Source organism: Aliinostoc sp. HNIBRCY26, from assembly GCF_050235535.1.
In the GTDB taxonomy this organism is placed as follows: domain Bacteria; phylum Cyanobacteriota; class Cyanobacteriia; order Cyanobacteriales; family Nostocaceae; genus Trichormus.
Genome location: NZ_CP189852.1, coordinates 2,353,026 through 2,377,580 on the forward strand (window position 1 = coordinate 2,353,026; position 24,555 = coordinate 2,377,580).

Annotated in this window: 16 protein-coding genes; 11 read left to right on the top strand and 5 right to left on the bottom strand. The window is 41.2% G+C overall.

Annotated elements, in window-relative coordinates:
• Positions 1–1,092: 1,092 nt before the first annotated feature.
• Together ACQFX9_RS10115 and ACQFX9_RS10120 are read left to right on the top strand one after the other, a co-directional pair.
• A complete protein-coding gene (locus ACQFX9_RS10115) occupies positions 1,093–1,815 on the top strand; it encodes a hypothetical protein (protein ID WP_427161888.1) in 723 nt (240 codons plus the stop codon).
• 135 nt (positions 1,816–1,950) lie between these two features.
• Positions 1,951–2,697, top strand: a complete 747-nt coding sequence (locus ACQFX9_RS10120; RefSeq protein ID WP_427161889.1) for a hypothetical protein — start codon at positions 1,951–1,953, stop codon at positions 2,695–2,697.
• 7 nt (positions 2,698–2,704) lie between these two features.
• On the opposite strand, the gene ACQFX9_RS10125 is transcribed toward ACQFX9_RS10120, so the two are convergent.
• Positions 2,705–4,162 (bottom strand): adenylate/guanylate cyclase domain-containing protein, encoded by a 1,458-nt coding sequence (locus ACQFX9_RS10125; protein ID WP_427161890.1) that lies wholly within the window; start codon positions 4,160–4,162, stop codon positions 2,705–2,707.
• Positions 4,159–5,181, bottom strand: a complete 1,023-nt coding sequence (locus tag ACQFX9_RS10130) for a molybdopterin-dependent oxidoreductase (protein WP_427161891.1) — start codon at positions 5,179–5,181, stop codon at positions 4,159–4,161. The genes ACQFX9_RS10125 and ACQFX9_RS10130 overlap by 4 nt, the downstream gene beginning before the upstream one ends.
• 195 nt (positions 5,182–5,376) lie before the next feature.
• Here ACQFX9_RS10130 and pruA point away from each other — a divergent pair, with 195 nt between their 5' ends.
• Positions 5,377–8,358, top strand: a complete 2,982-nt coding sequence (pruA, locus tag ACQFX9_RS10135) for an L-glutamate gamma-semialdehyde dehydrogenase (protein WP_427161892.1) — start codon at positions 5,377–5,379, stop codon at positions 8,356–8,358.
• A gap of 132 nt (positions 8,359–8,490) precedes the next feature.
• Here the strand turns inward: pruA and ACQFX9_RS10140 are convergent, their stop codons facing one another.
• Positions 8,491–10,212 (bottom strand): ATP-binding protein, encoded by a 1,722-nt coding sequence (locus tag ACQFX9_RS10140; RefSeq protein WP_427161893.1) that lies wholly within the window; start codon positions 10,210–10,212, stop codon positions 8,491–8,493.
• Between the two features lie 553 nt (positions 10,213–10,765).
• Between ACQFX9_RS10140 and ACQFX9_RS10145 the strand changes: the two genes are divergently transcribed.
• Positions 10,766–11,692 (top strand): cobalamin-binding protein, encoded by a 927-nt coding sequence (locus tag ACQFX9_RS10145; protein WP_427161894.1) that lies wholly within the window; start codon positions 10,766–10,768, stop codon positions 11,690–11,692.
• Between the two features lie 84 nt (positions 11,693–11,776).
• Here ACQFX9_RS10145 and ACQFX9_RS10150 read toward each other — a convergent pair whose 3' ends face one another.
• Positions 11,777–12,076 carry a protealysin inhibitor emfourin gene (locus ACQFX9_RS10150; protein ID WP_427161895.1) on the bottom strand — a complete coding sequence of 100 codons (300 nt, stop codon included), beginning with the start codon at positions 12,074–12,076 and terminating at the stop codon, positions 11,777–11,779.
• Positions 12,077–12,290: 214 nt separating this feature from the next.
• On the opposite strand from ACQFX9_RS10150, the gene ACQFX9_RS10155 reads away from it, so the two are divergent.
• The gene (locus tag ACQFX9_RS10155) at positions 12,291–12,824 is read left to right on the top strand and encodes a PEP-CTERM sorting domain-containing protein (RefSeq protein WP_427161896.1); all 534 of its coding nucleotides are present in this window, start codon (positions 12,291–12,293) and stop codon (positions 12,822–12,824) included.
• A 337-nt stretch (positions 12,825–13,161) separates the two neighbouring features.
• Here ACQFX9_RS10155 and ACQFX9_RS10160 read toward each other — a convergent pair whose 3' ends face one another.
• Positions 13,162–15,351 carry a PhoX family protein gene (locus tag ACQFX9_RS10160; RefSeq protein ID WP_427161897.1) on the bottom strand — a complete coding sequence of 730 codons (2,190 nt, stop codon included), beginning with the start codon at positions 15,349–15,351 and terminating at the stop codon, positions 13,162–13,164.
• A 716-nt stretch (positions 15,352–16,067) separates the two neighbouring features.
• On the opposite strand from ACQFX9_RS10160, the gene ACQFX9_RS10165 reads away from it, so the two are divergent.
• The 6 genes from ACQFX9_RS10165 to ACQFX9_RS10190 all read left to right on the top strand — a co-directional run bounded on the left by ACQFX9_RS10165 (position 16,068) and on the right by ACQFX9_RS10190 (position 24,512).
• Positions 16,068–17,036 (top strand): glycosyltransferase family 2 protein, encoded by a 969-nt coding sequence (locus ACQFX9_RS10165; protein ID WP_427161898.1) that lies wholly within the window; start codon positions 16,068–16,070, stop codon positions 17,034–17,036.
• A gap of 278 nt (positions 17,037–17,314) precedes the next feature.
• Positions 17,315–18,103, top strand: coding sequence for a 30S ribosomal protein S2 (rpsB, locus tag ACQFX9_RS10170; RefSeq protein WP_236144344.1), 789 nt, complete (start codon positions 17,315–17,317; stop codon positions 18,101–18,103).
• Positions 18,104–18,508: 405 nt separating this feature from the next.
• Positions 18,509–19,450 carry a translation elongation factor Ts gene (gene tsf / locus ACQFX9_RS10175; protein ID WP_427161899.1) on the top strand — a complete coding sequence of 314 codons (942 nt, stop codon included), beginning with the start codon at positions 18,509–18,511 and terminating at the stop codon, positions 19,448–19,450.
• A gap of 333 nt (positions 19,451–19,783) precedes the next feature.
• Positions 19,784–20,668: a hypothetical protein gene (locus tag ACQFX9_RS10180; RefSeq protein ID WP_427161900.1), complete on the top strand. Its 885-nt coding sequence runs from the start codon at positions 19,784–19,786 to the stop codon at positions 20,666–20,668.
• Positions 20,669–20,761: 93 nt separating this feature from the next.
• The gene (gene recG, locus ACQFX9_RS10185; protein WP_427161901.1) at positions 20,762–23,239 is read left to right on the top strand and encodes an ATP-dependent DNA helicase RecG; all 2,478 of its coding nucleotides are present in this window, start codon (positions 20,762–20,764) and stop codon (positions 23,237–23,239) included.
• A gap of 373 nt (positions 23,240–23,612) precedes the next feature.
• Positions 23,613–24,512 (top strand): NF038130 family PEP-CTERM protein, encoded by a 900-nt coding sequence (locus tag ACQFX9_RS10190; RefSeq protein ID WP_427161902.1) that lies wholly within the window; start codon positions 23,613–23,615, stop codon positions 24,510–24,512.
• Positions 24,513–24,555 lie beyond the last annotated feature (43 nt).

The window sequence follows — 24,555 nt, forward strand, 5'->3', positions numbered from 1 at the left end:
CGAAATATTAGTATATGGTTATTCCTCTTAAGTTTTAACACGCTGAATCTATTTATCTAGAGTTTGGTAGCCTGTTTTGATGGAAAAGATGACTCAGAGATATGACGGAAATTAACTAGACAAAATGATACTGTCTATAGTTAAATAAGTATTGTAATAGCTCAAACTAGGTTTGAGTTATTGCGGGAAAGGTTGAGCCTGCCAAAAAGTAAAGATGTATGTCTTTACGAAAAAAAATCTCGTTCAAGGCTATAGCATTAACATCTCAGAAAACACATCTCAGTTGTTCAACAGCCAAGATCAAAAGACATAGGAGTTATAGCAAAACGTTCCGCCAGACAAGTAGAGGATAGGAAACAGATCCTTGAAAAACTAATGTGGAAGTAGCCTAAAAAGTTGAGGGAGGGGTCTAAACCTGAGATGTTCGTTGGGGTCGTAAACTTCTCATATCTTCAAAAATAGATACTAGAGAGGGAGGAAGGCTTTCATCCGTTGTCCAATCAAATATAATGTGTTCCAGACATTATTAGATCCAGGCACGGTCAAATTCTCACAAGAACTCTTAAATCCTGCGGGATTCCCTGTTAAATGACTATTTTCAATTCACTTTCTTTGAACGTGGCGGCGTTGTATTAACACAGTTATAACCAGGGGAACGACTACCTTAAAAGGTCGTGTGTGCGGAGAATCAATCTGTCAGTCTTTCTCTATGGTGACATAGGGATGATGTGTGAGTTTAGCTGAAGTCTGCACTTAGTAGATTTCAGGGAGGTTTTAGTAACTCAGAGAGTCACTATCAGGTAGATATTCGTTGGATGTTAGTTATGTTGACTATTAATCGCATAATTTGGAGAGAAGAAAGTAGGCACTAAAACCAAGAGAAGTCCTCTGGATCTGTGAATTGATCAGCGATTTGGTAATCATAACTGGCGAATATCTTGGTGGCGGAGTCTCCTCGGTTTTCACCGTTAAGCCTTTTGGTTCTATAGTAGTAATACTGTAGAAATATTGCGTATCCAAATATCAAGCAAGACCTTTCTTTTAAATCAAAAAAACTTAATTTTCATTAACAATTATTCATAAATATACAGTATGGTTCAGACTACATTTACCAAACAAAAGCGAGAACTAGCTAAAGCGATCGCCTGGATTGAAAAAATCAGAGCGCAAGAAGTTCGCCATCGTAATTATAATGCTGAAGATGAACTACAAGACGAAGTTAGAGAAACTTATGTAGATTATTCCCCAGAAGAAATTAGTGTGCGCGTGTTAGAAATTGTCAAAGATGTAGTCAGCCAACACGGCGCAAGACAAAAAGCTAACTCTCAAAATACAGGAACTTTTACCTGGTATGGAATTGCAGTAGAACTAACCGTTCCCCAATTACGCGCCTTGCAAAGTGCTTGTGCTGTTTTATCGGAATTAGTTCGCAAACTGCCGCGAAGAAATCCTAAACTCATTTACAATACTACAATTGATCATCGTCCTGCCTTTGCTCATGTCAAACAAAAACATGAGGAAACAGAAACGAGATATGTTCCCTATGAAGAAGATTCAACTACTCGAATCAGAACCTACGAAGAACGTTATAAAGTTATCACTCACTATACCCAAAAAGTAGAAATTGATTATGGTTTAGAAGTTAAACTTATTCATGAACTAGAAGAAATGGTTGATGATTTAGAGACAGCGATTCAAGTAGCAATTGATGAAGCGAATACAAAAGGCAGAGAAAATGATCCTGTGCTTGATAATGTGATTGACAGAATTAGCCAAACAATTCTGGCTAAATTACCATCACCATCAAATCAATAGGCATTACGCAACTGGCAGAGTATTTTAAGTTGGTAGTGAGGACTTTAGTCCTCAAAATAAGGGCTGAAGCCCTTACTACAAGCAAAAACTTTTATTTCTGGTGACACTTGCGTAAATCCGAATCAAGCGTAAATTATGGATGTAACAATTCAATTATCATTAGCAGGTGATGGGCGGTTGTTGGTGCTTACACCTCAGACTGTTCGTCAAGTATTTTTCCAAGTCATAGCAGTGAATCGAGAATATACAGGGCGGCAAAAATTTCCTTTGCATCGTCCTTTTCACAAACAATTTCCATTGTGGAAGCACAAATGTAAAACTGATGGTTACATATATAGAAGCACCTCGATTCCGTATGGGGAACCCAACAGCGATTGGCAAGAAACAGAAGTTACTTTATTAGATGTTTTATATCGTAAATATTTAGACAGGGAAAAATTAGCTCACTTCAACCACAAAGAAATTAAATATATTGAAACAGAACTCAATAAACAAATTATTAGGAATAACCTATCATTAGTAGATAATGAAGGGGTATTGCTTTCAGGTTACGGCGTTTGCAACCAAGCCGGAAAAAACCGAGAAAAAATTAGGTATATTCGACGCTATGGCATGATATTTATTCTAGAACCAATCATGCGTCAAACAATCTTGAAAAGTGAGAATTTAGATTTACTCATTCAAGACAATAATTTCGATTTGCATCTTGTAAGGTATCATGGTTTGTTGTTAGCTACTTCCCCAGGTATTCAGTTATTGTTTCGCCATCGCTTAGATTTTTCTATAACTTGGACTTGTACTATCAAAGATTTTCAACCCCGACAAATTTTTCGCGTTCAGAAAATTTATCCTTGTGACGGTTTTCGGATTATACAAGATTAGATATATATCAATTTTCTAGAAGTTCATAAATAGCGATTGCTTCATCTTTGCCTTTGACTTTCACAGCCGGATCTACTAATCTCAAAGTGAATAATTCTGGTGATGATAAATTTTTCACTACTGACTCGGTAATCAACACAGTAGAACCATATTGCTTAGTTAATCCCTCAACGCGGGAAGCCAGATTAACTGCATCACCCACGACAGTAGAATCAATCCGACAAGTAAAACCTACCGTTCCCATCACCACTTCACCGCGATGAATCCCAATCCCCACAGAGATTTTTGGTAAATTATTTTGTCTTCGCTCATAATTGAACTTATCTAACGCTTGTTGCATCAAAATTGCGGCTTGTAACGCCCCATCACAACCCACATCATCAAATAAAGCCATAATGGCATCACCTATATATTTATCAATAAATCCACCAGCTTGGTCTATGGCTTTTCCCATACAAGCCAAATAATCATTTAAAAAGGTAAAAGTCTCTTGGGGTGTCATCACCTCAGACATGGATGTGTAACCGCGAATATCACAAAACAAAATCGTAATGGTTTTAGTCGCGGCGACACCGACAACGATATTTTCAATTCCTTGGGGTGCGATCGCTAAAATAAATTTATTGGGGACAAATAACTCAAAAGATTCTACAGTTTTTTGTAACTTATTAAATGAACGTTGCAAAGCCGTAGACATTTCATTAAAGGAATTCGCCAGCGCACCTATTTCGTCTTTATTGGTAATTTGGGCGCGATGTTGTAAATTTCCAGCTGCAATTTTAGTTGCACTTATTTGCAAACGTTGGATAGGATCACTTAACCGCTTGGCTAAAATATAAGCCAGTACCCAACCAAATACCAATCCCATGAAACCCACACCCAAAGCCTGATTCACCACATTAGTAATAGCACGGTCTATTCGGCGTAAAGAAATACCCATACGGACAGTACCGATTTTTTTCCCAGAGGAAAGGCGAATATCAGACGCAACTTCCATGATTCTCTCACCCCGTCTAGCTCTTAAATTCCCGGAAAAGTAGACATCGCGGAGAATAAACGTTTCCATTACCACTGATGGTTTTGTAGATTCTAGAACTGTATTTGTGACCTTTAGAGGTACAATATCGGGGACATATTGATTTTGTAAATAATTAATCGAAGTGGCAATAATCCGATTTTGCTGGCGAGCATCGGAAATAAAAACATAGACAAAATCTCGATTTTCTCGTAAAAGAACATCCAAAGTCAGTCGGATTTGACTCCAATTTTCTTCAATTAATTCATCACCTAAAGTGTAAGTTAGAACTCTCACAAAGGAGTTAGCATCCTGCACATTTTCAGTTCGATACAGGTGACTTTCACTTTTAGCCCATACAGATACAATCGCACAAATTACAGTCAATAATAACAGCGTAGTATTGACCATGATTCGGGTACGAATGGAATTGAAAGTCGGAAATTTCATGGCTTAATTACCAGTTCTTCTACAAAATTTACCCACCGCAAACCATTAGTTTTTGTTTGACAGTCAGAACCAAAAGCTAAGGTGAGTGGCCCACCCATTCTGGCGGGTATATTTTTTTTCTCTTCACCCCATTTGGTAACTAGAAAAATGTCACATTTTTTAATATCATTAGCAGTTAATATGACTGAATTGAGGTTATTTTGAGAAGCGGTAGTCTTGCCTTGAACAACAACTTGTTCTGAAAGTAACTGAGGCGCAGTAACAGTTAAAATATCTCGCAGGCGCACACCATGTAATTGAACCTTGCCACTCGGCCAGCCACTACGATAACCAACAGTTTCCGTAACAGTAATTTGGGGTAATTTTTCTAATTCAGCTAAATTTAATTCTTGTTTTCCTACCTTGAGTCGGGCTGGTTCTGTTCCCACTACAATATTGCTGACATAGAATATCCAAAATGATTCAGGATACTGCTGCTGTAGGTGGGGATATTGACTATGGGGAAAGACTAGATAAATAGGGCCACCTTGGGCGCGACTGATGGGTTTACCGTTATTGGCGATCGCTAAAATAATGGGGTACTTTAACAAATCGTATAAATCCACTGTCACTTGGTAAGAGTTATAAGCCATAAAAGTTACTTCCGTCACATCAGGCTGATAACCATACTTTTTGAGCAGTGCGGATACAGGAATACCCCGAAAATCAAACACTTGATCTGGTTGCAGAATGTAATTAGGATCGGCAGTCTTGAGATTAGTGGTGGCTAGTGATTGTAGCTGTTGCCAATTTAATGTCTCCGTTTTACCGGTGGTAGTTTCCCCCTGAATAACTAAATTCCACTCCTTGGGCTGAGTGCTTTTGGCATTATCCGCCATGATTTTCTCATTACGGGCGATCGCTTCTGCACGCCATACTTCCAATTGTTCGTCACTAGGCTGATCTGTACAACCTCCTAAACCGACAGCAGTGATCATCAAAATGCTGAGGAGTGAGTTTTGCGCTTTCAGTAAAAGCACTGAAAATTTTCGTATATTCCTCATCTCTCCCTAGCCCTCTTTCCATAGGTGTATTACTGTTGTACACGTTGTCTGAAAATCTTCCACTCAAAAACTTGAATCTACATTTTGAGTTTTGAGTTTCTTTATCTGTGGTGACAAAAAAAATCACGCGCCACAATAGAAAGCGCAGTCTTCATCAGGAGTTCACTATCAGTGGTACTACAAATACAAACCAGCACCTACGAAGCGAAAACTCAAGAAATTGCTAAACAACTTTTAGCCGCAACTCAAGAAAATCGCTCATTTTTAGCTTCTCTGCGTGACCAAATGCGTTGGGATGACAAATTACTCGCTTGGGCAATGAGTAACCCTGGTTTACGGGTGCAATTATTTCGCTTTATTGATACTCTCCCCGCACTGCGGAGTAAATCGGAAATTGCTGCACATTTACAAGAATATTTAGGCGATGAATCTGTAGAACTTCCCGCCGCCCTAAAGGGGATGCTCAATTTTGCTAATGCCGATTCTATGCCAGGACAAGTGGCTGCAACTACCGTATCTACAGCAGTTGAGACTTTAGCTCATAAATATATTTCCGGCGAAAATATTCAACAAGTCATCAAAACTGTTGAACGACTACGTAAAGAAAAGATGGCTTTCACCATTGATTTACTTGGGGAAGCGGTAATTACAGAAGTAGAAGCACAATCTTATCTAGAACGCTATCGAGAATTAATTACGCAATTAACCACTGCTGCGAAGAATTGGGGCAATATTGGGGCGATTGATGAGGCTGACGGCGAACCGTTGGCAAAAGTCCAGGTTTCTGTGAAGCTAACGGCTTTTTATTCCCAATTTGACCCTTTAGATGCTCAAGGTAGTGAAGAGCGAGTTAGCGATCGCATCCGAATTTTATTACGTCATGCTCAAGATTTAGGTGCAGCTATCCATTTTGATATGGAACAGTATGCCTATAAAGACTTAACTTTTAATATTTTGCAAAAAATCTTATTAGAAGATGAGTTCCGCCAACGTACTGATATTGGTATCACTATTCAAGCTTATCTACGGGATAGTGAACAGGATGCCAGAAAAATCATCGATTGGTTAAAACAGCGTGGTTATCCGTTAACTATTCGGTTGGTAAAAGGGGCGTATTGGGATCAGGAAACTATTAAAGCGGCTCAAAAACATTGGGTGCAGCCTGTTTTTAATGATAAGGCGGCAACAGATGCGAATTTTGAGGCGATAACTCAGCTATTGTTGGAAAATCATCAGTATGTTTATGCTGCTATTGGTAGTCATAATGTGCGATCGCAAGCACGGGCTATAGCTATAGCGGAAAGTCTTAATGTCCCCCGGCGGCGGTTTGAAATGCAGGTGCTTTACGGGATGGGGGATAAGTTGGCTAAGGCTTTGGTGGATAGGGGCTATCGGGTACGGGTTTATTGTCCCTATGGGGATTTGTTACCTGGGATGGCTTATCTGATTCGGCGGTTGTTGGAAAATACGGCTAATAGTTCTTTTTTACGGCAAAATTTGGAGAATAAGCCTGTGGAGGAACTGCTTGCTGCGCCAGATATTGATTTGTTTCGCGCAAAGGCGCAGAGTCGCAAAGAAGGCGCAGGGTTTGTGGGTGCGGCGGATACGGATTATGCGGAGGAGGAGGAGAGGAATGAGGCGGCGCGGGCTTTTGCGGCGGTGCGTGGGGAGTTGGGTAGGAGTTATTTGCCTTTGATTGATGGGGAGTATGTGAATACTGTCGAGGTGATTGATTCGGTTAATCCTTCTAATTTTAGTGAGGTGGTGGGGAAGGTTGGATTGATTTCGGTGGAACAGGCAGAACAAGCTATGCGGGCGGCTAAGGCGGCTTTTCCTGGGTGGCGGAATACGCCTGTGAAGGAAAGGGCGGGGGTTTTGCGTCGGGCGGCTGATTTGATGGTGCAGCGTCGGGCGGAACTCTCGGCTTGGATTGTTCTGGAGGTGGGTAAACCTGTTAAGGAGGCGGATGCAGAAGTTTCGGAGGCGATTGATTTTTGTCGCTACTACGCTGATGAAATGGAACGGTTGGATCAGGGTGTAATTTATGATGTGGCTGGGGAAACTAATAGATATATTTATCAGCCCCGTGGAATTGCTGTGGTGATTTCGCCTTGGAATTTTCCGTTGGCGATCGCTTGTGGAATGACTGTGGCTGCTTTGGTTGCGGGTAATTGTACTCTGCTCAAGCCTGCGGAAACTTCTTCTGTAATTACGGCTAAACTGACGGAGATTTTGGTGGAAGCTGGGATTCCTCAAGGTGTATTTCAATACGTTCCTGGTAAGGGTTCGCAAGTGGGGGCTTATTTGGTGAGTCATCCCGATACCCATGTCATCGCTTTTACCGGTTCTCAAGAAGTCGGTTGTCGGATTTATGCCGAAGCAGCTACCCTCAAGCCTGGACAAAGGCATATGAAGCGGGTAATTGCGGAGATGGGTGGTAAAAATGCTATCATTGTTGATGAAAGTGCTGATTTAGACCAAGCTGTTGTCGGGGTGTTACAGTCGGCCTTTGGTTACAGTGGACAAAAATGTTCTGCTTGTTCACGGGCGGTGGTGGTAGAAAGTATCTATGATGCTTTTATCCGGCGATTAGTGGAAGCGACAAAATCTTTGAATATCGGGGAAGCGGAGTTACCCAGTACCCAAGTCGGCCCGGTGATTGATGCCAATGCACGCGATCGCATCCGTGAGTATATTGAAAAGGGTAAGGCAGAATCCCAGGTGGCTTTGGAGTTATCAGCACCTGATCACGGTTATTTTGTCGGGCCAGTCATCTTTAGTGAAGTACCTCCCAATGGCATAATTGCCCAACAAGAGATTTTTGGCCCTGTATTGGCTGTGATTAAAGTTAAGGATTTTGCTGAAGCTTTAGCTGTCGCCAATGATACTAACTACGCCTTAACTGGTGGGATTTATTCCCGTACACCTTCCCATATTCAAAAGGCGCAGACAGATTTTGAAGTGGGGAATTTGTATATAAACCGTACCATCACAGGGGCGCTCGTCGCTCGGCAACCCTTCGGTGGGTTCAAACTCTCTGGTGTCGGTTCTAAAGCTGGGGGGCCTGATTATCTCCTGCAATTCCTCGAACCCCGCACCATCACCGAAAACATTCAACGCCAAGGCTTTGCACCCATTGAAGGCGCAGAGTAATTAGGGATTAGGGATTGGGGACTAGGGACTGGGAGACAGAAGGCAGGGAACGTGGAAAAATGGGGACATTGCCCTCCCCCTTGCACCCTGCACCCTGCACCAATTCCTCTTCTCTTCCCCATGCCCCACACCTCAAATCTCCTGTTCTGGTACAAACAAGGTAAACTGACTTCCTACTCCCAAAATTGATGTTACTGTGACATCACCACCGTGTAACCTAGCTAATTTGCGTGTCAAAGCTAAACCTAATCCTGTCCCTTCATATTGACGATTCAATTTACTATCTAGCTGTTTAAATGGCTCAAATAAAAATTTAAATTGACTAGGATCAATACCAATTCCTGTATCTGCAACTGTAAATGTGATTCCTTGATCGGCTTTTTTGACTATTAAGGAAACTTCGCCACTAATGGTAAATTTAATCGCATTAGTCAGCAAGTTGAATAACATTTGCTTCAAACGATATTCATCAGCTATGCAAATCTTGACAGCAGGGTCAATTTCATGAGTCAGTTTTAAGCCTTTTTCATGGGCGCGATCGCTGACAATTGATAATAAATAATTACATAAATCTACAACTTGTATTGGCTCTAATGATAACTCTTCCTTACCTAATTCCACCTTTGATAAGTCTAAAATATCATTAATCATTGTTAGCAAATGTTCGCCACTACTATATATACAATTAATATATTCTTTTTGCTTGTCATTTAAAGAGCCTGCTATCTCATGCTGTAATAGTTGCGATAACCCCATAATTGCATTTAAAGGTGTTCGCAATTCATGGCTCATAGTTGCTAAAAACTCACTTTTGGCTCTACTACCTGCTTCTGCTGCTACTTGTGAGGCACGCAGTTGCAACTCGGTTTTTTTGTATTCAGTCATATCCTTGACAATTACTAATAGTAATTCAGTTTCATTATCAGAATTAGGCATGACGGAAATACAAAGTTTTGCCCAAACTAATTTGCCGTTTTTATGTAAGAAGCGTCTATCAATTTCAACGTGTTGTTGTGCATGATGTTGATGAAAATTTCTATATAGTTCTCCTAATAATTTTTGATAATTATCTAACTCTGCTTGTGTCTGAAAAATATAATCAGTGAAGTTTTGACTACATAATTCTTCTCGACTGTAACCCAGCATTTGACATAATCCAGGATTCATATCTAATATCTGGGTTGTCTGATCTATAACTGCAATTCCCACAACTGAATTCTCAAAAATAGCTCGATATAGAGCTTCACTTTTTCGTGTTTCTAACTGTGCTGCGTTGCGTTCCCTGGCTTCAATAGTTAATGATACAAAATCAGCGATCGCACCAGCAAAATATTTTTCTTCTCCAGTCCACTCTCGAACTTCGTGACAATGTTCACAGCACAAAAACCCCAATAAACGATTTCCTACCCAAATTGGTGTACTGAGTAGCGAAATCACCTCGAAAATAGAAAGATAAGTAGTAAATAATTCTTGAGTTCTTTGGTCTATGATGACGTTGTTAATGTGTAGACTCTCTCCTAATGCTAAAGCTTGGAAGTAAGCAGGGTAATTCGCTTTTGACAAAACCTGGCCAAAAGTATGCTCTTGATTGTGAATATTGTATAAATCAAGACATTCAATTCCTGAACCTTCTTGATTGTAAAACCACACACTCACGCGCTGCACTAAAAGTGCGTGCGCCGCAGCCTCTGTTATTTCTCTGAATACAGCAGTTAGAGTTCCTGTCTGAAAGGTTCTGCTACTTGCTAAATGCAGTAGTGTTTGGCTATGTTTTCGTCGCTCTTTGTCTGAAATTGACAGTACCTCTTGGGACTGTGGGAACTTAGTAATATCTTTTACCACTATTACCTGCATGTGTTTTCAACAGAAATCACTTTGCATTGCATTTCTAAAACATGAATAGAACTGTTTATATAAATACAACTTTGATATGCACATTTACATACCCAGAAGGTATATTTTTTTGGCTAATTTTGTATGAATTATGCTTTTAAACGAATCTTCGTTTTGATATGCTGTTTTTAACTTGATATCAGGTTTCAAATTGGTCGCGACCAATTACAAACAACATATATTTGTGAACTTTTAATAAAAATTTCACATAAATTTAAAAAATTCAGTTCATGGTGCAGTATGGTAACGGTAAATCAGAATCAATAAATATTGATCAAACTATACATTAACAAAAGTATTTCAGATAGCGATTCCGGTTAATTACTGACGAAATGATTAATATCGTGTAAATGCTTTCATATTTTTACCATTATCTATATACATAGATACACTCATTTTTATAATGTTTAAGAAATTAATATTTGTGTATTCTCCTATAGAAAGATACCGGCACAGCTAAATTTTGTCACAATTAAGCTCAGGCTAGAGCCTCTGATCGAGAGGTGGTAAAATTATGCAAAATTCTCATATCAGAATTGTTTCTTTGATTCCCAGTGGAACAGAGATTTTAGCAGCCTTGGGTTTAACAGATTATGTGGTTGGGCGATCGCACGAATGTGACTATCCCCCAGAAATTACAGACCGTCCTATTTGCACCCAAGCGCGTCTAGATAGTAAGACCTCCAGTGAGCAAATCCACGATCAGATAAATAATTTGCTACAGTCGGCTCTCAGTATTTACCAAGTCAAAACTGATATTTTAGAACAATTGCAGCCCACTCATATCTTGACCCAAGATCAGTGTAATGTTTGCGCCGTCAGCTTACAAGAAGTAGAAAAGGCTGTGGCTGAACTGACTCAAAGCTCTCCGCAAGTCGTTTCTTTACAACCTAATCTGCTAGCAGACGTTTGGAATGATATCGAGCGTGTAGGGCATATCTTTAATGTTGATGCTGTTCAACTCTTAGAAAACTTAGAGGCTCGTGTTAGAATTTGTCAACGAAAAATTCAAGGGCTGTCTTTAGTAGAATTACCGACCGTCGCCTGTATTGAATGGACAAATCCCCTCATGGTAGCAGCTAATTGGATTCCTGAACTTACCAACTTAGCTGGAGGACAATCATTATTTTGTGTCACAGGTCAACCATCTCCCCACCTGCAATGGGAAACACTATTGATTAGTGACCCTGATGTGATCATTTTTATGCCTTGTGGTTTTGACTTAAATCGCACCCGTCAAGAAGCGGAATTATTGACCCAGCACCCAGACTGGCAAAAACTCCACGCTATGAAAAGCGGTAGAGTCTACATCACCGATGGAAATGCCTACTTTAACCGTCCAGGCCCTAGATTAGTAGATTCTCTAGAAATCATGGCAGAAATTATACATCCAGAGATTTTTGATTACGGTTACAAAGGAAAAGGCTGGGAGAGATTGTAAAGGTAAAAGGCAAAAGGCAAAAGGCAAAATTTGAATATCACCAGTCCCCAATCCCCAATCCCTTTTGAAAATAGCCAAAATGTTTTATTGAGATATTTGCAACTGATTCAAGTATTCAATCAGATTTCTTAAGGTGTTAGTGAGCGCAGTTTCACTAACAATTACTGTGTGCTGCTGACCACGATTTTCTATTGTTAGTCTATATTGAAAGCGATCGCACTGGGAATGTTCAGAAATTATTTGTTCAGGTAGTTGGAAAAAATCTGCTGCGGCGACAAGTGTAGATAATTCCTCTGCTGTCGGAGTTGGGAGAGTATCCGCGTCAACACGGATAGTTTTACTAATCCCAGTAAAACCCCCCGTGCGTTCTAAATATACTTGCATTGTAGAGAAATATAAATATTTGACTCCAGTTTAGCAAGAGGTAGACAAATAGTGACCAGGACAATTCAAAACGTGAAGTTACTAACTGCTGTATATCGTCAGCCTGTTGCTACTTAACCTTTTATTTGATATTCCTTAACCTTGAGTCATTGCCTAAAGGTTTATTAAGTGAAATTGCGTAAGGATTCACTATTAAACCTGGGAGTATTTTTTCATGACATTAGGTAAAAACTTAAGTCTTGCTACTATTGCAACAGCCATTTCCGTAGCTGCGATCGCATCTAAACCAGCACAAGCAGCTATAGTAAATTACAATTTCACAGTCGATACTAGTTCTGCTCAATATTTGGGTTCAGTTGAATACGATGACTCATTTTTAACTGGTTTAGGTTTGGAAACACTAGGGGTAGAAAATGGACTCAAAGTGACATTCAATTATCTAGGAAATAACTATACAGAAGCTGACGACGTTGATTTTGATTCATTCCCTATCCTCACTTTTGATGCAGGTAAGTTCCAAGGACTCAGCTATTTTGTAGCTGATCAGTTTCTCATTGGTAGTGACCCCAGTACCCCAGAAATAGGGGGAAACAACTTTTACACAATCAGCAACTCAGTCGATACAACACTAGCAGGTACAGTAACTTATACCAAAGTACCAGAACCATTTGCTATTGGAGGAACTGCGATCGCTACTACTTTAGGACTATGGATGAAGCGTAAGAAAAAGGCAGCATTGGCAGGCTAAAAACAATTTTTTGCATACTAAAAAGACCAATACGGTTCAGATAAGAAAAATAAATTTCAACCAAGCCAGCAAATATTCACTCAACAAAAAACGAAAAAATGATTTTGGAGGGGGTTTGGGGGACGCAACCGTCCCCCAATCGGGGGCTTGGGGGAGAATCCCCCAAATCTTGCTCATTGTCTAATAGACAGAGCAAAAATTGAGAAATTAACTCTCACCACCTTAACTGAACCGTATTGCTAAAAAGACAGGTTTTTTACCTGTCTTTTTTACGTAAAAAAATAGAGACTTTGTACTACAAAGTCTCTAAATAGATTATGAATGAGAAAATTCTAAATTACAAAGCCCCAATGACACCACCATCATTGCGGGTGATTACTACCGTTGCCGAACGGGGACGACCAGGTAAACCATAACCTTGGCTGAAAGGCCAGTTACTAGATAATGTGGGATTTGCGGTAGTTCCACTATCACCAGGATGCTGAATATTGATGAACATCGCTTTACCATCAGGTGTGCTAGTAATCCCAGTTACCTCACAATCTGTAGGACTAGTTAAGAAGCGTCTCACCTGTTTGGTGTTGGGGTCAGCACAAAACATACCATTACTACCAATGTTGATTAGCTCAGGAACACCATTGATTGTGCTACCACGACCATCACCAGCTTGATCAGTTTGAATCCAAAGACGACCGAAGTCATCAAACCACAAACCATCAGGTGAGCTGAAATCATCACCATTGATATTGCCTTTAAAATTGGCTTCAGTTCTGGTTCTGTCGCCACCTTCAACGAAAATATCCCATTTGAAAGTTGTTGCTATTACAGTTTGTCCATCTTCACGCCAGCGAATAATATGACCGTACAAATTACTAGGACGTGGGTTAGCAGCATCTACAGCAGGACGCGCACTACCCGCAGCTGTTGAACCATCTACTCTGTTGACAGTAGGTGGGGTTGCTGTACCACGACGATTATTGTTGGTTAATGTACAGTAGACCTCAATCTCTTTATATCCACCAATCCGGGGACGTACTGCTGTCCACTCTGGTCTATCCATCATGGTTGCACCGACTCTATCTGCCGCCTGACGTGTCTTAACTAGAACCTCAGCTTGGCTTCTAAAACCGTTTTCTGGTGTCAAACCATTTTGACCATAGACTAGAGGCAACCACTGACCAGTACCATTGTCATTGAATTTGGCCACGTAAAGAATACCAGAATCCATCAAATCGCGGTTAGCTGCACGATTACCAGGATTATAGGCTTGAGCGCAAACGAACTTGTAGATATACTCGTTACGTTCATCATCACCCATATAGAAAGCCACCCGATTGTTGTCATCCACGACAACCTGTGCGCTTTCATGCTTGAATCTACCTAGAGCCGTCCGCTTCACTGGCTTACTTAGAGGATCATATGGATCAATCTCAACTACCCAGCCAAATAAATGGGGTTCTAGTGGGTTGGTACGATTGTTGAAACGTGGGTCAACTTCATGCCAACCATAGCCAGCACCGTTAGCAGAAAGACCATAACGATTCTGTCCTGTCAAAATCTCTGAGTCTTCAATCCCTGGAGTAGAGACTAAAGCTTCACCCCGATTGCCAAAGTAACCGTTCCAGTTTTCTTCACAAGTTAAATAAGTATCCCAAGGTGTGTAACCGTTGGCACAATTATTGACTGTGCCATATGCGGTAAAGCCGTCGTTTGTGCCGACTTCAACAGAGCCTGTGGGAGTAATGTTAAACTTCTTCGACTTTAACAAGGCATCCCCAGCCGCAGGCCCGGAAACTCGCATCTCTGTATTACTGGTAATGCGGCGACCATAGGGTGAATTGCGATTGTAAGTCCATTCATTGCCGTTTTTGGAAATTTCGACAATAGACACGCCATGAGCAGCTTGAGACTTCCGTACTTTTTGAATTGTGACGGGAGTCAGACCTTCAGAACCATGCAGGATATTTTCCTGGGTATATTCATGGTTTACACATAACAAACCATTGTTAATCGGCTGATTTAAAAAGCTTCTTAATGATCTTGCTTGGGAACTAACTGTCCGGCCAATTACATTACCTTGCGATAAGGGGAAGTAGTGCATACCATCATGGTGCATCCCCACTTGCATTGCTTGCGCTGCGGCATTTTGGGATGCGTCTGGTAGCCAGTCAGGCGCACCAGGCATAATGGGATCTCCCCAAGCAAACAATACTTTAGCTGTATAACCTTCAGGAACACTAACAAGATCCTTTTCTAGAACTCCTGTAGTTGGATTGAATACATTAGGTGGAACACTCTTAAAGCCAATACCACCAAATCCTGTCCCCTTGGGAATTGGAGCGGCTTCAACACTTTGGAGAAAGCCTCCCAGAGAAACTTCACCTACCACAGTTAGCACCGATGCACTAGCTGCCGTCATGATGAACCGCCGACGACTCATGCTGACGCGATCAATCACATCACGAATTGATTCGTTACGAGATGGGTTAAGCGTCACGTTATTTTTGGGGTGAAAGCGTCCCTTCATTACCTAGTTCTCCATTTTGACACTAATGAGTTAACTGTTAAGTTCATCTTGTAAATCAAAGATTCAGTAGTGCTGAGTGCTAGGTGTTGAGTTCAATTAACCTTACTTTTTACTCAGCACTCTTTTGGTCATTTTGTTGGACAACAAAAAAACATCAAATTACACATGAACCTCAATTTTTATTGATATCAACAGTTAATGATCGGCAAAAACCACAACTCAGAAAATATTTGATTGAGTCCTATTTTTTGACTAATTCATCCTATTTATATTGAGGCAGGCATAATAATAGGATGCTGACAAGCCTTTTCAATAAAGGCACGTGACTACAATCGAATTAGAATAGTGAGCCACAAAAGACTTATCAAATATTCTCTAATAGTGGTTTATGGTGCTGAAACTAACAACGGTTACTGAAAATCTAATTAAAGAAAATTAAGATTAGGTTATACAATAATTAATATGAGTTTATTAACAATTATTTTTTGAGGGAAAATACTGTTTTGCAGGGACAGTCCGTTTGCCATTACTGATGAAGAAAGTACGATTTTTGTATTGAACCTCCGAATTTTAGATTTTGGATTTTAGATTCAACCCAGAAATTGAAATCTAAAATTGGTTGACTTTTGCGTGTTATCTGTTGACGCTGAGTCACGAATTCAGTTCTCAGGACGCATTAGGAACTGTGTTGAGTACCAGGCTGTCCTATTCTGGAGATGGGTAGTTGTGTTGTGGGTGAGACTGTGTTTATCAGCGTTGTAATACCAACTTATAATCGCCAGCCGATTCTAGAAAAATGCTTGCGAGCCTTAGAAATGCAGCGACTAAGCGCATCAAGCGTTGTAGGTAGTTATGAAATTGTCTTAGTAGATGATGGTTCTACTGACGGTACGCTAGATTGGTTAAAGGCACATAAAGAAGAGTTTCCCCATGTGCGTTGGTTTGAGCAAGACCATGCAGGCCCGGCGGCGGCGCGGAATTTGGGCGTTGAACAGGCACAAGGGGACATCATTATATTTATAGATAGTGATTTAGTAGTCCTAGAAAACTTCCTGCAAGCCCATGCAAATGCTTTAGTGCAGGGTAAGGAGAAATTAGGCAGCGATCGCTTTTTTACTTACGGTGCAGTTATTAATACTTGTAATTTCGACAATCCCACCGCCGAACCCTATAAAATCACAGATTTCTCCGCAGCCTTTTTCGCCACAGGTAACGTCGCCATCCCTAAACACTGGCTAGAACAAGCCGGATTATTTGACACAGGCTTTCAACTCTACGGCTGGGAAGACTTAGAACTGGGTGTCAGACTCAAAAACCTGGGGTTGAAACTGATTAAATGTCCCACTGCTGTCGGTTATCATTGGCATCCCCCATTTAACTTGGAGCAAATCCCCAACCTCATTGAGAAAGAAATTCAACGGGGACGGATGGGAGTTTTGTTTTATCAAAAGCATCCCACCTGGGAAGTCAAAATGATGATTCAAATGACCTGGATACATCGTTTACTGTGGGGGATTCTGTCACTCAACGGCGCATTAAATGAACGCACCATGAAACCGTTGTTACAGTGGTTGATTGATTCAGGTAAGCCCCAGCTAGCTTTAGAAATCGCCAGAATTTTCCTCAATTGGTACAACGTCAAGGGTGTGTATGAGGCTTATGCTCAATTGAGTGCTGAGTTGTGAGTGCTGAGTGCTGAGTGCTGAGTGCTGAGTGCTGAGTTGTGAGTTATTAGTTTTTCTCCTCTGCTTCCCCTGCTTCCCCTGCTCCCTGCTCCCTGCTCCCTGCTCCCTGCTCCCTGCTCCCTGCTCCCCTGCCCAATTCCCTATTCCCCATTCCCAATGCCCCATTCTGTGCTACCCTAGTAGAGTTGTCTAAATTCCGCACATCTGGGAATTCGGGTGTTTCTCATGGAGAAATACGCCTGGATGGAGGTTTAACCCGAATAGGAGTAAAAAAATATATGCCAGTTGTTTCATTGGCTCAAATGATGGAGTCAGGGGTTCACTTTGGGCATCAGACCCGACGCTGGAATCCTAAAATGTCTCCATACATTTACACTGCGCGTAATGGTGTACATATCATCGACTTGGTGCAAACAGCCCAATTGATGGATGAAGCGTATAACTATATGCGATCGCAGGCGGAGCAAGGTAAAAAGTTTCTCTTTGTCGGCACAAAGCGGCAAGCAGCAGGGATTATTGCCCAAGAAGCTGCTCGTTGCGGTTCTCACTACATCAACCAACGTTGGCTGGGTGGAATGCTCACCAACTGGGCAACTATCAAAACCAGAGTAGACCGCCTGAAAGATTTGGAACGGCGGGAAGAAAACGGTGCGTTAGATTTATTGCCCAAGAAAGAAGCTTCTATGCTGCGTCGTGAGATGGCGAAGCTGCAAAAATATTTGGGTGGTATCAAAACCATGCGGAAAGTTCCTGATGTCGTGATAATTGTTGACCAACGTCGGGAATATAACGCTGTCCAAGAATGCCAAAAACTCTCTATCCCCATCGTATCTATGCTGGATACAAATTGTGATCCAGATGTAGTAGATATTCCCATCCCAGCTAACGACGACGCAATCAGATCAATTAAATTGATCGTGGGCAAATTAGCAGATGCTATTTATGAAGGTCGTCACGGTCAGCTAGATGCCGAGGAAGAATACGAAGATTACGAAGGTGCAGAGGAAGAGTACGATTACGAAGAAAGTGATTACAGTGAGTTTGCTTCCGACGACGAAGAAGAATAATCAACTGTTTTTGTGCAGGGAAAGACATAATTCCTCGTTGCTGGTTGAATGTCAAAATTTAACGGCAGATGCAGAATCAGTGTAAATTTTCCCAGCGCAATAGCTTTTAACACTAAATCAAAATGGAAGATGAAGCAGATTAAGCTCACACCTCATGCTTCATCTCCAATAGTTTGAATTTCATCGTTTTTTCTTCCCCAGCCCTGAGTAAGATAGAAATACTCAAAACTCTTGCTTAGTGCTGAGTCATGAATGCTGGGTGCTGATTACGGTTTTTAAAGATCAAGTTGGAGAAATAAACAAAAAACAATTGTTGGTTTCTTCCTCATAACACCCTCAACTCAGCACTCAACACTGCTTTGGTGAGCGATAACAACTCAAGGTCAAGTTAGGAATTGAGGCAACATGGCGGAAATATCTGCAAAACTCGTCCAAGAGCTACGCCAAAAAACTGGTGCAGGCATGATGGACTGTAAAAAGGCGTTGAAAGAAACCAACGGCAATGTCGAAGAAGCCATAGACTGGCTACGGAAAAAAGGTATCGCCTCTGCGGGTAAAAAAAGCGATCGCATTGCGGCTGAAGGTTTGGTAGAAACCTTCGTTCAGCCCGGCGGCAAAGTAGGTGTACTCATAGAAGTCAACTGCCAAACAGATTTTGTTGCCCGTAACGATGCTTTTAAAGCCCTAGTTAAGAACCTAGCCCAGCAAGCAGCAACAGCTGATAGTTTAGAATCTTTGCTGGCTCAACCTTACATCGAAGATAACAGCGTCACTGTAGATGAATTCATCAAGCAAAGCATTGCTAACTTAGGTGAAAATATTCAAGTACGTCGCTTTGTGAATTTTGCTATCCAAGACACACCAGGAGTAGTAGACAGCTACATCCACACTGGCGGTAGAGTTGGTGTATTAGTTGAGGTTAACTCTAAATCAGAAGCACCCTCTACTAACGAAGAATTCCAAGCCTTGGCGCGGAACTCAGCTATGCAAGTAGCTGCTTGTCCCAACGTTGAGTATGTCAGTGTAGACAACATTCCTGCCGAAGTTGTCCAAAAAGAAAAAGACATCGAAATGGGCAAGGAAGACTTGGCTAACAAACCAGAAAACATCCGAGAAAAAATCGTTCAGGGGCGAATTGAAAAGCGTCTGAAAGAGATGACCTTGCTAGACCAACCCTACATTCGCGACCAAAGTATTTCTGTAGAAGAATTAGTCAAGCAAGTGAAGGCGAAAGTTGGTGAAGATGTGACTGTGAGCCGTTTCGTGCGCTACATCTTAGGTGAAGGTATTGAGAAGCAAGAAAGTAACTTTGCTGAAGAAGTAGCAGCTCAAATGGGTGCTAAGTAGTAATGAGTGCTGAGTGCTGAGTGCTGAGTGCTGAGTAGTAATGAGTGCTGAGTGCTGTTAGCGGTAGCGAGGCGTTGAGCAGCGTGCTGAGTTGAAAAGTTTTTTTCAATGTTATGTCAAAAAAACAGTACATAAATACTGAAACAAGACAAGATTACTCATTACTCATTACTTATTACTTCTTACTCGTTACTCAGCACTCATAACTATCTTCTAGACAGGTCAAGCTATTTGCCTGACCTGTATTTTATTTAAAATTTTAAAAAATCTAGAACTGATTCTTTACTAAATAAACATACATTTGTACCATATAAGGCTCAGGTGGGTGAAGATATGGTTAGAGCTATTGAGCGAATTGAACGAGAACTTGCTGTGTTGCAAGAAGCGATTCAGGCGATCGCTAGAGAACTGCAAATGGCTTATGCTAGTTATTTAGCAGCTTTGGGTCAAGCACTAAGAAAACAATTAATCCTCGCTAGTTACCACCTGTGTACCCAAGGCTATCCAGAAAACTTTCTGAAGTTGTCATTAAATCAGCGACAACAACTGCAACAAAGCATCCGCAAGTTAGGTCAAAAAGCCGCCGAGATATTAATCAGCAGTTTGATGAGTCAGGAAGATGAGGAAGACGAGAAAGATGAGGAAAATGTAGAAGAAATAGCAATTTCCACGGAAACTACAGAAGGGGAAATACCATCTGAGATATCATCTTCAGCGAGTGAATCAGTTAAACATTCATCGCCTCAAACTTATATTGTCGAAACTTCCAACCCCATCGAATTAGCGAAATGGCAACAGCATCTAGAAGTGCAAATGCAACACACCCTCAGAAAAGTTTCCCATGAGGCTAATTTAATCTTACAAAATGCCGGAATTTTACCCCAAAAGCTGCCAGAACCTGTTTTAGAAGCCGCAGCCGCAGCCGCTTCAGAAGGTTCAGCCGAGATGATGCCGGGGCCACCCAACATTCTTAACTTAGTTCTGGAGATTGCCGACGAGCAAGATACAGAAAAATCTGGTTTAACTCAAATCATGACTATTAATTTGCGCTTAGGGGAAATCGAATTTGCTGACACAACAGTTGCTAATCATCGCAAACAAATTCGTGAAATCTTAGGACAACTGAATAAACTAGGAAGGGAGTATCAAAAGAAGCAAAGAGAACGCTCAATTGCTGAAGCCGAAGCCGCATGGCGTGCGAGTTGGTATGAAGATTAGTCAATAGTCCAAAGTCCAAAGTCCACAGTAGTGACTATTGACTATCGACTATTGACTGTTGACTGTTGACTAATGACTAATGACTAATGACTAATGACTAACGACCAACCAGATTGGATACGCTTACATAAAGCCTTAGCAGTGGAAGCCGAAAACGGTTTTACTGATTTGGTGGGTAGACAGTATCGCTTCAGTGAATTTCTCAGCCTCACATTTGGGAAATTCCCCACAAGTTTACCCCCAACTGAACGTCGTCGCTGGCAAGACATGGCGGCACAGTTTGCTAATTATCCCAATCTGGAACTCAAAGAACGTCAACATTTGATAGCGGAAGCACGGCGATATCTTTACCAACTGCAACAAGGAGAGCAAGGGAGTAGGGAAACGACTCAAGAGCAAGGGAGGAGTTATAAGGCGAAAGTTCCCAATTCTGCGCCACTGGTAGCAGAAGTTAGTCGGAGATTAGCCCCCAAAATTGACCAAAAACTCAGCGATTTACCAGAAATAGGTATTCGTAAAGCTGATAAGTTGGCGGCTTTGGGTTTGTATACTGTACGTGATTTACTGTTTTACTATCCCCGTGACCATATTGACTATGCCCGACAAGTTAATATTCGGGAGTTGCAAGGGGGTGAAACGGTGACAATTGTGGCGACAGTCAAGCGGTGTAACTGCTTTGTTAGCCCCAAAAATCAAAAATTATTGATTTTAGAATTAGTTCTCAAAGATAATACGGGTCAAATCAAAGTTGGTCGTTTTTGGGCAGGTACGAGGTTTACTAGTCGTGCTTGGCAAGAAAGTTTAAAACGCCGCTACCCTGTGGGAAGTGTAGTAGCGGCCTGTGGGTTAGTTAAAGGTAGTAAATACGGTTTGACTTTAGATAACCCTGAGTTAGAAGTTTTGGCACATCCAGGGGATACAATTGAATCGCTGACAATGGGGCGAGTAGTACCAATTTACGCACTCACCGAGGGAGTGATGGCGAATATGGTACGACAGGCGGTAATTGCAGCTTTACCTGCGGCGGCGCAATTAAAAGACCCCTTACCCAAGGGTTTGCGAGAAAAGTATGGTTTGATGGAATTAAAGGATGCGATCGCTAATATCCATTTTCCTGACGATAGCGATAGTCTGCAAACTGCCCGTCGTCGCTTGGTATTTGATGAGTTTTTCTATCTGCAACTGGGTTTACTACAACGCCAACAACAAGCTAAAGCCATTCAAACTAGTGCAGTTCTTGCACCCAAAGGTGAATTAATCGAAAAATTCTACCAAGTCCTACCATTTCAACTAACAGGCGCACAACAACGAGTCCTCAACGATATTCTCAACGACCTGCAAAAAACCTCACCAATGAATCGGTTAGTACAGGGTGATGTGGGTTCAGGTAAAACTGTTGTGGCAGTGGTAGCAATTTTAGCTGCCATTCAATCTGGTTATCAAGCTGCATTAATGGCTCCGACAGAAGTTTTAGCCGAGCAGCATTACCGTAAACTAGTTAGCTGGTTTAACTTGTTACATTTACCCGTGGAGTTACTTACGGGTTCAACCAAAACCGCCAAACGGCGGGAAATTCACTCCCAATTAATCACCGGTGAATTACCTTTATTGGTGGGAACTCACGCCTTAATTCAAGACACCGTAAATTTTCGCCGATTGGGGTTAGTGGTAATTGATGAACAGCACCGGTTTGGAGTCAAACAAAGGGCGTTGCTACAACAAAAAGGTGAACAACCCCATGTATTAACCATGACTGCCACCCCCATTCCCCGCACCTTGGCATTAACTATACATGGGGATTTGGATGTCAGCCAGATTGATGAGTTACCACCAGGACGACAAGCCATTCAAACTACAGCCTTAATCAGTCAGCAACGCACCTTTGCTTATGACTTAATGCGTCGAGAAATTGCCCAAGGTCGGCAAGTTTATGTAGTATTGCCTTTGGTAGAAGAATCAGAGAAACTAGACTTGCGATCAGCTGTAGAAGAACACCAAAAGCTTAAAGAAACGGTGTTTCCAGAATTTCAAGTCGGTTTGCTGCATGGGCGTATGAGTTCAGCAGAAAAAGACGAAGCCATTACCAAATTTCGAGATAATAAAACGCAGATTTTAGTTTCTACCACCGTCGTAGAAGTTGGTGTAGACGTACCTAATGCTACAGTTATGCTCATTGAAAATGCGGAGCGTTTTGGTTTATCACAACTACACCAACTGCGGGGAAGAGTAGGAAGAGGTGCAGCAAAATCCTACTGTTTATTGATGAGTAGTTCCAGAAGTCCCGATGCTCAACAAAGACTAAAAGTATTGGAACAGTCTCAAGACGGCTTCTTCATCTCCGAAATGGATATGCGGTTTCGCGGGCCGGGAGAAGTATTAGGGACTCGCCAATCTGGTGTGCCTGATTTTACATTAGCTAGTTTGGTAGAAGACGAAGAAGTATTAATATTAGCCAGACAAGCAGCCGAAAAAGTTATAGAACTGGATACTAGTTTAGAGCGTTGGCCTTTAATGAAAGCCGAATTGAAGTATCGGTATGAACGCTTAATGGGTGGCGCGATTTTAACCTAGACATCACCCTATAGGACTCATATTTGATTTCTGAAAAACTGAATTAGCTAGAGGCTTGCCATACAAAGGTTTGTTTCTCAGTATACTTAGCAAGATTCAAGTACGATTCCTATATGAATAGTTAAAATTTGATTTCTGTTGTTTTTTTCCGTAATGACTCTACAGGGAGAATCACTAGTAATATTCATCATTAGTTAACGAATTATTCATCATTAATTTATTCGCAATCAGTCTTAACTTTACCCCATTAGGGTTGATGATTACTTAGACTTGATTGGTTGATTGTGTTACTCAAAATAACGATCGCAACTTCTCTGCATCTATAAAGCCGCATTAATACAAAAACACTAGTAAATCAAGGAAAATTGGAGTAATGAAGAAAACTATTCACGCTATTGTGATTGGTAGTGCAGTAGCTATGGGTGTAGGTGCGATCGCCACTTCTCCCGCCCAAGCAGGTAACTTAACTGGTGTTACCATCGGCGGTACAGCAGATACTGATTACTGGGTCTACGACGTTAACGGTACAAACACTGTGTCCGTAGACAAGAAAACAGCAGATATCACAAAAATTTTAGAAGGTAATGCTGCTAGCCCTACTGGTAACGTAGAGTTAAGAGCCAGCACCGAACAATCGACTTTTACAGCTAATGACTTTACACGAAATACCACCTTGTCAGGAACAATCGGTGGTGAAACCATAACACTCAGTAGTTTAACCGCTTCTGACTGGACTAGTCTTTACAAAGATACAGGTAAAACTTTCGCTGAACATTGGTTTAATCTAGCTTTAGATAAGAACGGTTTCGGCAGCTTAAATACTCCAACTAAAGCTACATTATATAACAGTTTTGTAGCCAACAAAGGCTTCCAAAGATTTAGCGACCCTAATATATCCTATGTTAACCAAAATGATTCAACTGGTGAAATTAGCATTGGTCTAGCAGGTCACTATAATGCCACCAATCTATTATTCCCTGTTGTCCCCAGCAACCTACAAACACTGTTATCTGGTAAAACAATACAAGCTAGCGAAATTGTGAAGTATACCTATAACGGTAAAACGGATTATCTATTTAGCTTTTCTGCTACCAAATCCGGTTTAACTGAGAAATCCGACGGTATCTCACACAGTGGTAACTATGAAGTGAATTTTGAAGGTTTAGTTCCCATCAAAACATCTCAAGCAGTTCCAGAACCTTCTATTGTGCTTGGTCTTTTGGGTGTAGCTGGTATGTTCACCGCACAGCGCAAGTTTAAAAAAAGCGTTTAATTAAAGCTAAAAATTGTAATTTCATTCATTAATGCAGGAAAAG

Excerpts from the sequence above, each read along its gene's own strand:
- tsf (WP_427161899.1), top strand. The coding sequence starts at position 18,509 with ATGGCGGAAATATCTGCAAAACTCGTCCAAGAGCTACGCCAAAAAACT.
- ACQFX9_RS10155 (WP_427161896.1), top strand. The coding sequence starts at position 12,291 with ATGACATTAGGTAAAAACTTAAGTCTTGCTACTATTGCAACAGCCATT.
- ACQFX9_RS10145 (WP_427161894.1), top strand. The coding sequence starts at position 10,766 with ATGCAAAATTCTCATATCAGAATTGTTTCTTTGATTCCCAGTGGAACA.
- recG (WP_427161901.1), top strand. The coding sequence starts at position 20,762 with ATGACTAACGACCAACCAGATTGGATACGCTTACATAAAGCCTTAGCA.
- ACQFX9_RS10140 (WP_427161893.1), bottom strand. The coding sequence starts at position 10,212 with ATGCAGGTAATAGTGGTAAAAGATATTACTAAGTTCCCACAGTCCCAA.
- ACQFX9_RS10125 (WP_427161890.1), bottom strand. The coding sequence starts at position 4,162 with ATGAAATTTCCGACTTTCAATTCCATTCGTACCCGAATCATGGTCAAT.
- ACQFX9_RS10120 (WP_427161889.1), top strand. The coding sequence starts at position 1,951 with ATGGATGTAACAATTCAATTATCATTAGCAGGTGATGGGCGGTTGTTG.
- ACQFX9_RS10165 (WP_427161898.1), top strand. The coding sequence starts at position 16,068 with ATGGGTAGTTGTGTTGTGGGTGAGACTGTGTTTATCAGCGTTGTAATA.
- ACQFX9_RS10150 (WP_427161895.1), bottom strand. The coding sequence starts at position 12,076 with ATGCAAGTATATTTAGAACGCACGGGGGGTTTTACTGGGATTAGTAAA.
- ACQFX9_RS10180 (WP_427161900.1), top strand. The coding sequence starts at position 19,784 with ATGGTTAGAGCTATTGAGCGAATTGAACGAGAACTTGCTGTGTTGCAA.
- ACQFX9_RS10160 (WP_427161897.1), bottom strand. The coding sequence starts at position 15,351 with ATGAAGGGACGCTTTCACCCCAAAAATAACGTGACGCTTAACCCATCT.
- rpsB (WP_236144344.1), top strand. The coding sequence starts at position 17,315 with ATGCCAGTTGTTTCATTGGCTCAAATGATGGAGTCAGGGGTTCACTTT.
- ACQFX9_RS10115 (WP_427161888.1), top strand. The coding sequence starts at position 1,093 with ATGGTTCAGACTACATTTACCAAACAAAAGCGAGAACTAGCTAAAGCG.
- ACQFX9_RS10190 (WP_427161902.1), top strand. The coding sequence starts at position 23,613 with ATGAAGAAAACTATTCACGCTATTGTGATTGGTAGTGCAGTAGCTATG.